12 protein-coding genes and 1 other annotated feature are annotated in these 14,105 nt (G+C 42.9%); all 12 genes read right to left on the reverse strand.

From position 1 onward, the window contains the following. Window positions 1–24 precede the first annotated feature (24 nt). Complete coding sequence (gene aroA / locus ABD128_RS00475; protein ID WP_343985133.1) at window positions 25–1,302, reverse strand: 3-phosphoshikimate 1-carboxyvinyltransferase; 1,278 nt, start codon at window positions 1,300–1,302, stop codon at window positions 25–27. Between the two features lie 39 nt (window positions 1,303–1,341). After that, entirely contained in the window at window positions 1,342–1,584 is a 243-nt protein-coding gene (locus ABD128_RS00480) for a hypothetical protein (RefSeq protein ID WP_343985135.1), read from the reverse strand. Between the two features lie 42 nt (window positions 1,585–1,626). Continuing rightward, window positions 1,627–2,451 carry a tryptophan synthase subunit alpha gene (gene trpA / locus ABD128_RS00485; protein WP_343986526.1) on the reverse strand — a complete coding sequence of 275 codons (825 nt, stop codon included), beginning with the start codon at window positions 2,449–2,451 and terminating at the stop codon, window positions 1,627–1,629. Further along, window positions 2,438–3,688 carry a tryptophan synthase subunit beta gene (gene trpB / locus ABD128_RS00490; protein WP_343985137.1) on the reverse strand — a complete coding sequence of 417 codons (1,251 nt, stop codon included), beginning with the start codon at window positions 3,686–3,688 and terminating at the stop codon, window positions 2,438–2,440. The genes trpA and trpB overlap by 14 nt, the downstream gene beginning before the upstream one ends. A gap of 8 nt (window positions 3,689–3,696) precedes the next feature. After that, window positions 3,697–5,061: a bifunctional indole-3-glycerol-phosphate synthase TrpC/phosphoribosylanthranilate isomerase TrpF gene (gene trpCF, locus ABD128_RS00495; protein WP_343985139.1), complete on the reverse strand. Its 1,365-nt coding sequence runs from the start codon at window positions 5,059–5,061 to the stop codon at window positions 3,697–3,699. Further along, window positions 5,054–6,061 carry an anthranilate phosphoribosyltransferase gene (gene trpD / locus ABD128_RS00500; RefSeq protein ID WP_343985141.1) on the reverse strand — a complete coding sequence of 336 codons (1,008 nt, stop codon included), beginning with the start codon at window positions 6,059–6,061 and terminating at the stop codon, window positions 5,054–5,056. Before trpD ends, trpCF begins: the two co-directional genes overlap by 8 nt. Then, window positions 6,045–6,653, reverse strand: coding sequence for an anthranilate synthase component II (locus tag ABD128_RS00505; RefSeq protein ID WP_343985143.1), 609 nt, complete (start codon window positions 6,651–6,653; stop codon window positions 6,045–6,047). The genes trpD and ABD128_RS00505 overlap by 17 nt, the downstream gene beginning before the upstream one ends. Next, window positions 6,650–8,218: an anthranilate synthase component 1 gene (locus tag ABD128_RS00510; protein ID WP_343985145.1), complete on the reverse strand. Its 1,569-nt coding sequence runs from the start codon at window positions 8,216–8,218 to the stop codon at window positions 6,650–6,652. Before ABD128_RS00510 ends, ABD128_RS00505 begins: the two co-directional genes overlap by 4 nt. After that, window positions 8,208–9,242: a 3-deoxy-7-phosphoheptulonate synthase gene (gene aroF, locus ABD128_RS00515; RefSeq protein ID WP_343985147.1), complete on the reverse strand. Its 1,035-nt coding sequence runs from the start codon at window positions 9,240–9,242 to the stop codon at window positions 8,208–8,210. Before aroF ends, ABD128_RS00510 begins: the two co-directional genes overlap by 11 nt. 230 nt (window positions 9,243–9,472) lie before the next feature. Then, window positions 9,473–9,570: a sequence feature (Trp leader region), on the reverse strand. 71 nt (window positions 9,571–9,641) lie between these two features. After that, a complete protein-coding gene (locus tag ABD128_RS00520) occupies window positions 9,642–10,352 on the reverse strand; it encodes an AAA family ATPase (RefSeq protein ID WP_343985149.1) in 711 nt (236 codons plus the stop codon). A gap of 126 nt (window positions 10,353–10,478) precedes the next feature. Then, a complete protein-coding gene (locus ABD128_RS00525; protein WP_343985151.1) occupies window positions 10,479–10,898 on the reverse strand; it encodes a type IV pilin protein in 420 nt (139 codons plus the stop codon). 3 nt (window positions 10,899–10,901) lie between these two features. After that, a complete protein-coding gene (locus ABD128_RS00530; protein WP_343985153.1) occupies window positions 10,902–14,105 on the reverse strand; it encodes a PilC/PilY family type IV pilus protein in 3,204 nt (1,067 codons plus the stop codon).

The raw sequence follows: 14,105 nt of genomic DNA on the forward strand, positions 1-14,105 counted from the left end.
TTGAGCTCAAGTGATTAGCTTAAATTATAGTTCTACGCTCTTTACACCAATCTTTTCAAGAAATTCCCAGTATAAGGGAAACGATTTTTCGACTGCTTGCGCATCTTCAACCACAACGCCTGGAAGGCGAATACCAATTAACGCGAAGCTCATGGCAAGTCTATGATCGTGACAACTGGACAACAAATTACTAAGCTGTAAGTCCTGACCTCCAGTGACATGAATACTGTCGTCTGAGTATTCAATATTAGCACCCAAACGATTCAGCTGATCACACAAATCAACGATTCGATTCGACTCTTTAAAAGCCAAATGAGCAATGTTGGTAATATTCGTCTTACCTTCCGCAAATAACGCCAATACCACTAACGTTGGCACCACATCTGGCATATCACCCATATCGACATCAATGCCTTTTAATGGGCCCTTATAGCGAACCACAAGACTTGCAGCTTGCTTTACAACCTCGGCGCCCATCTTTTCGAGCACCCTATAAAACTTAGACTCGCCTTGAGGTGACTCAAAGTCAAAAGATTCTAGTCGGATGCTTGTCTTCGCTAAAAGTCCAGCCGCCATAAAATAGCTACTGCTAACCACATCACTGGCAACGTTAATATCAGCGGCGCGAAGCTGTTGTTTCGCTGGAATCAACAGTTCAGTATCGGAAACCTCAGAAACAACGCCACCAAAGCGCGCTATAGCATCTTTGGTCAACTGTATGTAACTCGAAGAGACAGTTTTGCCTTTAAGTCGAATTCGAGTATCCGACTCAGCTCGCAAACAAGCAATTAATAACCCACTTAAATACTGACTACTACGGCTGGTATCAAGCTCAACCACACCACCTTGGATTGGCCCACGCAACCGAATAGGTAACTTATCGCTATCGACAGAAACACCCAACTCACGCAAGCTCTGCGACACCTCATCCATAGGACGCTGCTTCATTTGCTCACTGGCATCAATCACAACATCAGATGTCATATTGCTGGCTACAGCAGTAATAAAGCGACTCAAAGTACCACTATCACGGCAGTTGATTGTGATGTCACTATTGAGCTGAAAGTTGGTGACACCTTCGATTTCAACCACGCCGTCGTCAACATAGCTAACTCGTGCGCCTAACTGACTCACAGCTTCGAGCGCTGCCTCAATGTCATCATTCTTTGGCAAGTTCCGCAGCGTGGTCACACCCTCAGCAATCGCGGCGATAACAATATAACGATTAGCTAGGTATTTACTTCCCGGAACCGTTACAGTTGGCGCTTGGATAGAGTGTGAAATTACTTTTCTAGTGGCCATTTAGGATACTTTTACCCAAAGATTTAGTTATAGTTAAAATTAAGGTTGTAACTCTTCCAACAGCTCAGAAAGCATTTCAACGTCACGATCGCTAAGTCCATCTGATTCAACGGCATCTTCTACAAACAAGGCAAACTCAGCAAACCATTGCTCATCCGTTAAATCATCAACAGGAATCAAATCCACCATAGGAATGAGGTATCCAACTAGAAATAGCTTCTCTTCTTCAACCGTTTGTTCAAGATCTAATAAATTTTGTTTAATTCTGTCAGCGATCGGCATATAACAAACTCTCTTTGTGCTCAAATAATCGAGATACCCGCATTAAGTGGCGTAGGTATGCTCCGTGTGTGCCGCTTGAGCGATACTAGTTACGTAATCCGCAATCTGCTCAAGCATGATTTGAGGGTTATTATAATGTTGATTGATTAAGTTAACTATGGCTGATCCGGTAATAATTCCATCAACGCCTGCATTTGCTGCATCAAATACGTGTTTTGGCTCGGATATTCCAAAGCCTTGCACCAATGGCGGGCTTTGATACTGTTTGAGTTTCTGCAAAAAGTCGGTTTTGGCCTTGCTCGCGGCCACCTCTGTACCCGTAATTCCTTTACGGCTTAGGACATAGGTATAGCCCTTGCTCTTTTCTGCCGTAACTTTTAAGGTGGCATCGTCGGCATCGGGCGGAGCAATAAACACAAGGTCAATATTGTTCTTTTTAGCATCCGCCTCAAACAACTCAGATTCTTTCACAGGACAATCTGCTACTAATACAGAATCAATACCTTGGGCTTTGCACTTGCCGAAAAATACATCAATACCCTGAGCAAAGACTAAATTCGCATACGTCAGCAAACCAATCGGTAACTCTGGATATTTCTGGCGCACTTGCCCAATAAGGTTCAACCCTGCTTCGATAGAGAACTGATTCGCTAGCGGTCTAAGCGTAGCCTGTTGTATCACAGGCCCATCGGCCACAGGATCAGAAAATGCTAATCCAAGTTCTAGCCCATCAGCGCCGTTTGCTACTAAGGTATCAATAATCTTTAGAGATAACTCCGCGTCTGGATCACCCACAATAACAAAAGGAATATAAGCAAGCTGGCCTTTGGCTGAAACCTTGTCGAACATATTTTTATAACGCATCAGTAACACCCTGTTGTTCACTTTCTTCTAAAATACTCATAACGTGGCTCAGGTCTTTATCGCCTCGGCCCGATAAATTCACCAGCAAGGTGGTTGGCTTAGTCGCTTCTTGTGCTAATTTTTTGGCGTAAGCTAAAGCATGTGAAGACTCTAGAGCAGGAATAATGCCTTCCGTTTTGGATAACTCTTGAAATGCTTCCAACGCCTCCTCATCAGTAATTCCCACATACTCGGCGCGACCGCTGGTCATGAGGTGAACATGCTCGGGGCCTACAGCTGGATAATCTAGGCCTGCTGAAATCGAGTGCGACTCTTTAATCTGCCCTTCTTCGGTTTGCAAAATATGAGTACGTGAGCCGTGAATAATACCCTCAGTTCCGCGCAATAAAGTAGCACCATGCGCTTCCGAGTCTAGGCCGTGTCCTGCTGGCTCTACGCCAATCAACTTAACGCCTTCTTCTTTAATAAAGTCCGCAAAGATACCAATGGCATTCGAGCCTCCACCAACACAGGCAATCACGGCAGCAGGAAGTTGCCCAGTTTGCTCAAGAATTTGCTTCTTCGCTTCTTCGCCAATTACTTGCTGGAAACGTTTCACCATTTTAGGAAATGGCGCAGGACCCGCAGCTGTTCCTAATAAATAGTGCGTATCCTCATAACTAGAAGCCCAGTCACGTAACGCCTCGTTAATGGCATCTTTCAAACTGGCACTACCATTATCGACAGAAATGACTTCCGCCCCCATCAGCTTCATTCTAAAAACATTGGGCGCTTGGCGATCACAATCTTTTTTGCCCATATAAATAGTGGCTTTCAAGCCTAATAGCGAACATGCCAAGGCAGTGGCAACACCATGTTGTCCAGCACCAGTTTCGGCAATAATACGATGCTTTCCCATACGCTTAGCGAGTAAAGCTTGGGCCAAAACCTGATTGGTTTTGTGAGCACCACCATGCAACAAATCCTCGCGCTTCAAGAAGATACGGCAATGCTCAGTACGCCCGAAGGTTGAGCATTCGGTCAATGGCGTTGGTCGCCCTGCATAATCATTCAGCAACCGATTGAGCTCACCTATAAACTCATCATCAATAATCGCAGCTTCAAAAGCTTCCTCAAGCTGCTCCAATGCTGGCACCAATATTTGTGGTACAAATTGACCACCATATTGCCCTATATAAGCACCCTGATACTCGTATTGACTGTTATCGGATACTTGATCGATACGTTCTTTTAAAGACATAACTACCTCTAGCGACTTCTGCCAGACACTACGCGAGCATTGGCAAAAAGTTGGTTAATTTTTTCTGACGATTTAACGCCTGGCTCGGACTCAACACCACCGTTAACGTCAATGGCGCTAACTTGGTGTGACTTTAACTGACGAATATTGTCAGGAGTGATCCCACCGGCAACTCGAAAACGGTATTGTGGGTAACGCTTTTTAACTTCTTGAATCATTGACCAATCGAATGCTTTACCTGTGCCGCCTTTAGAGCTACCGACCTGAGTATCCAATAAAATTTCCGCCACTGAATACTCAGGAATTAACGGTAGACCATCCCCTTCTCGGATAGATATCACCTTCGTGACTTCACACGATTGTGGTAATTTCGACTGTAGCTCATGAACATAATCAACAGATTCGTCGCCATGTAACTGAATAACTTTAAGCTGATAATTCTTCTGAGCCTTTAATACTTGGTCAATATCATGATTTTGAAATACGCCAACGGTCTTTAAGTTGCTCGAAACCTTGTCACTAGCCACTCGACGCGGTGACTTATCGACAAAAATCATACCTAATGATGATGCAGGGCTATCCACCAAATCAGCATTAGCCTGATCTTTAATGCCACACACTTTAATGTCACCATAGACCAGCTGTTTAGCAGCAGTCTCTAAGTCAAGCTGAGACATTAAGCTACTACCCACCAAACAAGCATCAGCCAGTGGCGACAGGGCTAACACGTCATCATGGTTATTAATGCCAGACTCGGTAACCACGACCACATCATTAGGTATATTCTTGGCTAGCTTAGCGGTATGACTTAAATCAGTGCTCAAGTTTTTCAGGTTACGATTATTAATACCGATAATCTTCGCACCTAGATTTAAGGCACGCTCAAGCTCTTCTTCGCTATGAACTTCAGTTAAAATATCTAGCTGATATTTGTCAGCTTCTTGTTGGCAAGTTTTATATTCAGCATCATTCAACACCGACAACATTAATAATATAGCGTCAGCCCCATAATAACGTGCTTGGCGAACCTGCTTTGGCTCTAAAATAAAGTCCTTGCACAAAACAGGTTTATCGGTGTTTTCGCTGACATATTTTAAGTTGGCATAACTTCCACGAAAAAAACGATCTTCGGTCAACACCGATATAGCATCTGCATACTGGTTATATATCGGCACTATTTCCTCAAGATTAAAATCTTCACGAATTAAACCCTTCGATGGCGAAGCCATTTTGCACTCCATAATAAACCCAAAGTGTGGCTTTTTGAGCGCCTTATAAAGACTCTTCGTGCTTGGTTTGAGATCGCTTACGTCAGCACTATTCGCTAGTGTTTGCCTGCGATGCTCAACAATAGCCTGCAATACATTAACCATGCGACAGCTCCTTAATTTTTTCTAGGTGAGCTAAGCCTTTACCGCTTTGAATAATATCTTTTGCCATCTGATAGCCCTCCTTATAATCAGCAGCAATATCATTCAACACTAACAATGCCGAGCAGTTGACCGCAACCATATCCACATGGGCCTCTGGAGCTTTACCACTTAATAAGTCCAATGCTGCTTGCTTGTTATCCACGCCGTCTAGGACTTGTATCGAGCTGAGCTCATGCTGTTTAGCAGAAAAGTCTTGTGGAGACAGCTCTAATGACTCGATTTGCCCATTATTTAAACTAACTGCATTAGTGGTTCCATGCACAGCGATTTCATCTAAGCCGGAACCATGAACAATCAAAGCTCGTTTAGCCCCTAGCAATTTGAGAATTTCAGCAAAAGGCACTAAATACTGCTCGTCATAAACACCAAGTAATTGGGTATCGGGTAAAGCTGGGTTAGCCAAAGGTCCAATAAGATTAAAAATGGTGCGAGTTTTTAGTGATTGCCTCACAGGCATCACGTGTTTCACGCCTTGATGATAGTCTGGAGCAAATAAAAAGCAGAAATTAGCAGCATCCAATAGAGCTTTGCTTTGCTCATTAGGCATGTTAATTTTTACGCCCAGTTGCTCCATCAGATCAGCAGAGCCACAGTTCGATGAGACCGAACGATTGCCATGTTTAACAATTTTCACGCCCGCGCAAGCTGCAACAATCGCCACTAAAGTTGAGACGTTAATGGTATTTAGCCCATCGCCACCTGTGCCACAGCAATCGCTAACCGAGTAGTCCGTTGTCGGAAAATACTGCGCTTCCTGACGAAGTGCAGCCGCCGCACCGGCGATTTCCTCCACCGTTTCGCCCTTAGTTTTTAAAGCTGCCAACATAGCGGCTACTACCGGCACTTCAATACTGCCCTTAAGCACTTCACGAAATGATAAGCTCGCTTGCTCAAAGTTTAGGTTTTGACCTTGATACACAGTTTCAAGCAAATTCAACATGACGCTCTCCTTGTGCTCTAAACTCTTTCGCTAATTGAACAAAATTGCTCAATATTTTATTGCCAGCTTTTGTCATGATGCTCTCTGGGTGAAACTGTAGCCCATAAATTGGATATTGATTATGTGAAACCGCCATAACTTCCCCATCATGGCTGACAGCATCTATGCGCAAGTCTGCACTCAGCTGCTGTGCGGCTAAAGAGTGGTAGCGTGCAACTGTTAAGCGTGCTTCTAGCCCCTTTAGCAATCCAGTTTGATTAGACTCAACCACACAAGCTTTGCCATGCACGATACTTTTCGCCTTACCAACACGGCCACCGAAAGCCTCTACAATGACTTGATGACCAAGGCAAACTCCAAGAATAGGGAGTGTAGGAGCTAATTCACCCACCAGCTTTAGGCAGTGTCCGGCGTCACTAGGTGCACCAGGGCCAGGAGACAAGACGATAGCATCGCTAGATGTTGCGAAACTCGCTAATTCCGAGTATTCAATATCATTGCGGCAAACCACAACCTCGTTGCCACCAAGCTCTAGCTCATACTTTAAGTTGTAGATAAAGGAGTCATAATTATCAATTAATAAAATTTTCATACTAATAACTCCGATTTAGGTTCATTTGCGCGACAGGCATCGATAACGGCTTTTGCCTTGTTTAATGTTTCCAGCGCTTCAAGCTGTGGTTCGGAATCATGTACCACACCAGCGCCGGCCGAGATTTTAGCGATACCGTCCTCGACAACTGCCGAACGAATAATAATAGCGCTATCAAACTCGTCATTAGCATTTAGCGTACAGACAGCGCCACCGTAATAACCACGGCCAGAGGTTTCTTGTTCACGGATAATCTCCATAGCCTTAATCTTTGGCGCGCCTGTTAAAGTTCCCATGTTCGCGCAGGCACGATAAGCCACTAAAGAGTCGATGCTCGGTTGTAATATACCCTTAACCTCTGACACCATATGCTGCACATGCGAGTACTTAACTATGCGTTTCAGCTGAGTGATTTCACGACTACCAGGATTAACAACTTTAGCTAAATCGTTCCTCGCCAAATCGACTAGCATCATGTGTTCAGCACCTTCTTTCTCGTCTGCAATAAGCTCAAACTCGACTCTAGCATCTTGCTCATGGTCAACATTACCAGTTACAGGATCGAGCATTCTTTTACGCGTACCTGCGATAGGATATAAAAAGACTTCCCGCTTACGATTAACCTTTAGCGCGCTTTCTGGACTTGCACCAAAAAGCTCTTTACCACCAAAATTAATGTAATACATATAAGGTGAAGGGTTAGATGTTCTGAGATTACCGTAAGCTTGGTAGGCATTGTTACATGTAATGCTAAAAGTCCGAGCAAGAACTACTTGAAAGATATCACCTTCGATAATTCGCTCTTTCGCAGTCTCGACTAATTGATAATAATCAGTATCTGAAACACTTACAGAGAGCTCAGGATTCACATTAGAAGACTTAAACACCAAAGGTTTAATTGAGGATGTATTGGTTAGAGTTTGGTAAATCCTGTCTAGCTCAACACCAAGTCTAACGGTACTGTCAGCATTTTCAGCAAAGCCTTTAACTACAATTTTTGCTGACTGGCTATCGCGCTGCTGGATAATCAACTGATCGGCCACATAGAAGCAGTAGTCCTCTTGGCTCTTATCAATATTCGGAAGCTTCTCGTATTGCTCCACCACCTCATAACTAAAAGCACCGATTAAGAGTGACGTTTCATTATCCGGCTCATTATTAGTCTTAAGGACGTCACGAATGACCTGCAAAACAGTTACTGACGTTGGCTCTGTTAATCGAACACTTTCATCGTTCGAGTCAAGTTGCGGCAGTAAGTTGAGAGATAACCTACCTTCAGAAGACGTTAACTCGAAGTTGTCATTCAACACATTGTTCGATTTAAGCGTACCAATAAGAGCATTACCGTTTGAGTTTAACGAAATTAACTCTACAGACTTGTCCAAAGCCGTCAGCTTTAATGCCGCAGAAAGCATAATGACACTTTTTTGATGATTGTTAGTTCCAGCCTCAGCGGTTTCTAACAAGGCTGTGTGCTCTGTATTGCCATTATTAGTCAGCGCACCGTAGGCTTGGTATGGGTTTAAGCTTAGCGGTAGCTTCCTTGAGAGAGTCTTAACCTGCATACTCAACCTCCTTGTAAGTGCGCCCACTGGCTTTAATAAAGGGAATAAGTTGCTGCATTAGTTGACTGAAATCATCAGCGGATAAAGCCTGCGCTGCATCAGAAACAGATTCGCGAGGATTGCGATGAGATTCTATAATCAAGCCATCTGCGCCACAGGCGACGCCCGCTTTCGCCATTGGTCCAACTAAAGTTCGAACACCAGTGCCGTGCGAAGGATCAACAATAACGGGTAAGTGACTTTTCTCTTTAATAAAAGCCACAGCATTTAAATCAAGAGTATTTCTAGTCGCTGTCTCGAAAGTCCTAATGCCACGCTCACAAATCATCACGTTCGGATTGCCAGTAGCTACAATATATTCCGCAGCCAATAACAACTCCTCGATGGTGGCCGACAAACCGCGCTTAAGTAGTACCGGGTGCTTTGTCTCGCCCACCGCCTTTAACAGGGTGTAGTTCTGCATATTCCTTGCACCAATCTGAAATGCTGATGTGTAGCGAGCGACATCATCCAAGTCGTTAACGTCCATGATTTCAGTGATAGTGTCCATGCCGACCTCTTTGCCCACTTGCTCCATTATCTTTAAACCCTCCACTCCTAGTCCCTGGAAAGAGTATGGACTTGTGCGCGGCTTAAATGCCCCTCCTCTAAGTACTGTTGCACCGGCGGCTTTAACTTGTTTTGCGGTTTCTAAAAGTTGATCGTAACTTTCGATGGCGCATGGTCCAGCCATAATCGCAAAACGATCACCCCCAACGGGTGTATTCCCTACATCAATGACCGTATCGTGTGGGTAAATTTCACGACTCACTAATTTATATTTACTCAGTACAGGCTTTAAATGCTCCACCTGTGGGTAGTTATCAAAATGTAACGACTGTAATACTCGTTCGTCTCCCAGCGCACCGATAACGGTTCGCTCAACGCCCGGCATGTGCAAAGGTTTTAGCCCCGCCTCTTCAATCTTGTTGAGAATCTCCTGGGCATCAGCCTTAGTAGCAGAAGGTTTTAAAATAATAATCATGGTCAATTCCTTAAGTTTAAATCTAATAAATTCGGTATCATTCAGACACAAAAAAGCCCGCACGAAGGCGGGCTTGTCATATTACAAAGACAATAACCCGCCCTAGCAGATCCACCACCATTGATGAGTAGTTGTAGCTGTTGCTGAGTAGATAATTGTCATATTTAATTTCTCTTGGTTTACTGTTTAAAAGGTTTCAATAATGTTGCTTTGGGTAAAATATTATCGATAAAAAAAAGCCCGCAAAATGCGGGCTTTTCATAAAATATATTTTTAATATATACGCAAAAGTGCCCGCTACTTATGTAACGTGCCACCACCAAATGTTGTTTGCGTTTAAATTTTTCATGCAGATAAATTAATTCAATTACACTTTAGCGTCAAGCAAAAAGTAGTAATTTATTTTCCTTTTACAAACTTTTCAACTTGAGCTTCAGTTTTTAGACGGCTAACTGGTTGTTTCGTAAGAAGTCTTTCAATATTGGAAGTTAATGCCCAAATTTCAAGCTTAGCAGCGGGATCATGCCATTCGGCAACCGTTAAGCCATCAGCAAAAGAGTCCAAATAGGCTACTCTGTTCCCAAGCTTGGTGGAGAAATCATCTAATCCCAGCTCTTTTTTAGCATTGGAAACAACATCCTCAGCAGAATTGGTTCTAACTCGGTAACGATTCCAACAAATTTTAGCATCTAAGTATTTATTAACTTGCTTAGCTTCCTGAACGATGTCCGAAAGGTGTTTAGTTGACCAAACTTCAACTTGTGAAGGCGCCATAGGAATAATTGCTAAATCAGATAATAAGACGACTGCACGACTTAGGTTCGTGATCCGAGGATGTCCATCAATCAGTATGAATTCGTAATTCGATGTGTTGTCACGCACAAGCTTTTGTAAGTGTGCTACATTCTTAGCTACACAAACATCTAGGTTTTCAATGACATAGAGTTCATTACGAATATCAAACCATGTTTTGAGGGAACATTGAGGAACATCAGTATCGATCATCAGAACACGACCGGACTCCGATAAGGTTGAAGCAATATTAGCGCATAAGGTCGTTTTCCCCGCCCCACCCTTCATCTGGACAAAACTTAATACTTTTGCTCGCATGACAGCCCCAAGTTCCTTTATTTAGATAGCAATATTCTACATGAGGTAGACTATTGATTCTAGTGGCTTGATTTTCAAGGCGAAACGACAAAAAAGAAGCCGCATGTAGCGGCTTCATATTTGCTGTTAACAAGAATCTCCCGACTCGGGCCAACATGGATTCCCCTTCCAACTTTTCACTCCATTTTGGTTAATAGTTAGAGTACCATCGGAAGCTGGTTGCGAACCTGTTGGAGTAGCCACAAGTGTATAAGTGGTAACTGTTGGGTCTGCCTGAAAATCAATCGTATAATAAGCATCCCCACCATCGGCAGGTACCTGAGCAGGGATAATGCCTGCGGCTCTAGCCCCTTCATAACTAAAATTATTATTAGACTTGTAACGCTCTACGGCTTGTACAGCAGTAATCAATGTTCCCATCGCATCGGCACGTTTAGAGCGTACTACATAACGGTTATAGGAAGGAATCGCTATAGCTGCAATAATTGCAACTATAGCTACTACTATCATTACTTCAATTAATGTAAAACCTTTATTTTTCTTCATATTTTACTCGTGCTGTTTCCATTTAATGATTCTTGCATTTTTGCGGAAGAAATCACACTCATCGCCAGTACAGATGGTCTGTGTACCAACGAGCAATGCTGCATCCGTATCTTCAGGGAATAATACCGAAACCCCTGGAGCAATACCAACATACTTTACATTGGTATATCTATCTTCCATATCTGCAATATCACCCACTGCGAATCGGTCATAGTTTGGCTTACCATCCAACAACCCAACCCCGTATAGACGGTTTACACCTGAGGTTACACCACACCCTGGAGGGCCTGGTATATAAGTTGTAAACAAGGTTGTAAAGTCAATGGTAGTGGCCCCAGCTAGTACTTTCTCTTTTGGTTCTAAGTTAAAGTACCACCCTTTCTTTTGTTCGCCTTCTTTAAAGACATCTGCAACAGTTGCAAATCTAGTTTCACCGGTATCTGGGTCTGTCATTGCGTTAGTGACGTCTAATAGGTCGCTAACTTTTAGTGGATCATAGTCACCAGATTTTTCATGGCCGCCAACTTCTAAATCAAAGAACGCGTAATATCTATCGCTGGTAGTCGTTGCTTTTGGGTTTGGTCTATGACCACTACCTAAATTGACAACTGCAAATGGAATACCGTTGTATACCGCAAACGCTACATCAGGCTTGCTATAAAAGCGGTACGGACCATCTATGTCACTACTCGAAACATCTGCAAGTAACTCTACGCTTGCGCTAGTTGAGTTCTTTTTAAAGTCGACACGGTAAATTTTACCACCGACATCAGCAGCGTAAATATGGTCCAGTATCGAGTCATTATCAATATCAATAAAAGTAAGGTCTCCAGCAAAGCTGTTATAAATATCACTCTCACCTGCTACCGTGTTGTAGCCACTTGAGCCCTTGTAAGGTATAGAGTAAATTGCATCGCCTTTGATTACATTACTAGCAGGGTCTATTGGATTATTTCTATCGTCATAATAAGTATCATAACCACCCGCTATTACCAGTCGTTTCTCATAACCCTTAGCATTTGTTGAGTGCATTTTTACTACAACTGGCTTTGTCCAACTCTGACCTAGGTTTGGTATTTCAGTTCTAACTTCATCGTTATAACCAAGCTCTGCTTTCGTGAACTCAAAATCATCAGCAACCGTAAACATCATGCTCGGCTTGTTAACATTGGTAATATCTAGGGCATACACATTACTACCACCACGACGCGAAGCTACATATAGATAATGCTTTTTGTCGCCGTTTGAATCTACTTCGGAGTGGATAGTAATACTTCCATCAACACCGTACTCTCTAGATTCAGTTTCATGGTTAACGCCTTCGTTGTTATACCACTCGGGAACATTCTTCATCATCTGACGAGGGAAGAAAGCCCAGCGCTCTTTACCAGTCGCTATGTCAATAGCGTGTATGTAACCTTGGTTTGTGGCAACAAACGCAGTAGCATTGCCACTACCATATTCTAAAATTTCTGGCTTCGAGTGTAATACATCTCCAAATCGTTTAATCTCTTTACCGTCAAGCTCAGTAACTCGATGTTTGATCCACTCATAATAGTTTCTTAAAGTATCAGGTAATATATCTGGAGCAGCTGTAGTTCTGTTCTCACCAAACAAACGATCTTGATGGTCAAGCTTTAATGCGTGGTCAGCAATATACCCTGCAATAAAATCTTCAGTTAACTGATTAAGACTATTTGAGTTCAAGTTCGTGTAAACCACGGGCTCCGGTCCTACCGAAATGTGTGGTAAAGCTCCACCGGCTTCTACTTTATTGCCGTCTTCAACATCGCCCCAGAAACTTTTCGTCTCCTTAATAAAGGTACCCGTATCCGCATCAACTGCTAAAACCCCGTCTTTATCTACAATACGGCCTTGTGAAAGTTGATACTTTTTGAGATTACCAAACCACGTCTCTTTAGCCGCCGGCTTGAACATCCCCATGTAAAGGTTATTACTATGACGTAAGCGGTTTGATTGACTTAATGGAATACTAGGCGCAACAAACGAGGTTGTGTCTTGTACGGCATTTAGAGACTCATCAAAAGAACGAACCAATGAGTCAACATCAGTTGGTTGATAATAAAGCTTCTTACCGTCAACTGTTGAAGCTGTATTCTTTAAAAAGTCTGTAGCAACCTTGTCGTCAAGAGCAAATGCAACTGTTGATGTTTGAATCGTAGAGCCAGGGAAGTTGCTTTTTACATCATTGACAAAGTAATAAGCTGACAGTTTCTCCGTACACTGCTTACCGTTATTCGTTGAATTTTGTGTATTCGAAGTTGAGGCATCACAACTATCTACAACTTTATCCATGTCATTGTATGTACCTGTTTCAAATACAGTGGGCAGACCATCTGTTAGCAATAATACTGAACTGTTATAACCACAGGCACCTTCTAATATAGGAGATGGTTGCGCACTACCATTTTGTGTATAGGCCCCCCCCATGTACTGAGTCGCTTGATAATAAGCCTCAGCAGTTGGTGTGCCATAACTCGGATGGAGATCGTAAATTTTTTCAATCAACCACTCACGGTGAGTTTTGCCACCAGTTACCTTGTCCAAGCGTCTAACATTCTCATGTAAGATAGTCGTATTTTTTCGACCACTGGAATAAGACATCATACCTATTTGGTTGTTATCTTTAGTTTTCTCAGAAGTGAAAAAAGTATACAAAGCCTCTTTCAGGCGAGTCATTCTGTTGTCTATATGTACCCAGCGATAATAATAACCACCCGCTAAAGTTGTTCTAATGTCCTCATTCCAACCATAAAGGTAGTTTTGAGTGTGGAATGGAATATAGTTTACCCAATAATAATCATCAGACCTATCTCGGCACCTACCACCCCAAGCTTGCCAACACGGTTTCATATATACCTGTAAAGTTGGGAATCGAGCCTTTGACGTTGTATCTTCATAAGGTAGCGGCGGTAACCTTTTTCTGGCATCAGAACGCTTGCCTTTATTTCTTTGCCACCAATGACTCACAATTAAAGTATCTTCATCTGCGCCGTCATCTTTAAAGCTCATCGAGCCCGATTCATCAAGCACAAATAACATATTTGCGGTTTTTGCTTCACCAAAGAAAATCTCTGTGTCATCTGCATAGACATTACTCGGAGCAGCTGACAATCCTAAACCAATGGCTAAAACCGTCATTAAAGACGTTCCAGCAACTTTTAGTTTTTTATTCAATATATTCAC

Source organism: Kangiella japonica (assembly GCF_039523535.1).
GTDB lineage: Bacteria > Pseudomonadota > Gammaproteobacteria > Enterobacterales > Kangiellaceae > Kangiella > Kangiella japonica.

Excerpts from the sequence above, each read along its gene's own strand:
- aroA (WP_343985133.1), bottom strand. The coding sequence starts at position 1,302 with ATGGCCACTAGAAAAGTAATTTCACACTCTATCCAAGCGCCAACTGTA.
- ABD128_RS00480 (WP_343985135.1), bottom strand. The coding sequence starts at position 1,584 with ATGCCGATCGCTGACAGAATTAAACAAAATTTATTAGATCTTGAACAA.
- trpB (WP_343985137.1), bottom strand. The coding sequence starts at position 3,688 with ATGTCTTTAAAAGAACGTATCGATCAAGTATCCGATAACAGTCAATAC.
- trpCF (WP_343985139.1), bottom strand. The coding sequence starts at position 5,061 with ATGGTTAATGTATTGCAGGCTATTGTTGAGCATCGCAGGCAAACACTA.
- trpD (WP_343985141.1), bottom strand. The coding sequence starts at position 6,061 with ATGTTGAATTTGCTTGAAACTGTGTATCAAGGTCAAAACCTAAACTTT.
- ABD128_RS00505 (WP_343985143.1), bottom strand. The coding sequence starts at position 6,653 with ATGAAAATTTTATTAATTGATAATTATGACTCCTTTATCTACAACTTA.
- ABD128_RS00510 (WP_343985145.1), bottom strand. The coding sequence starts at position 8,218 with ATGCAGGTTAAGACTCTCTCAAGGAAGCTACCGCTAAGCTTAAACCCA.
- aroF (WP_343985147.1), bottom strand. The coding sequence starts at position 9,242 with ATGATTATTATTTTAAAACCTTCTGCTACTAAGGCTGATGCCCAGGAG.
- ABD128_RS00520 (WP_343985149.1), bottom strand. The coding sequence starts at position 10,352 with ATGCGAGCAAAAGTATTAAGTTTTGTCCAGATGAAGGGTGGGGCGGGG.
- ABD128_RS00525 (WP_343985151.1), bottom strand. The coding sequence starts at position 10,898 with ATGAAGAAAAATAAAGGTTTTACATTAATTGAAGTAATGATAGTAGTA.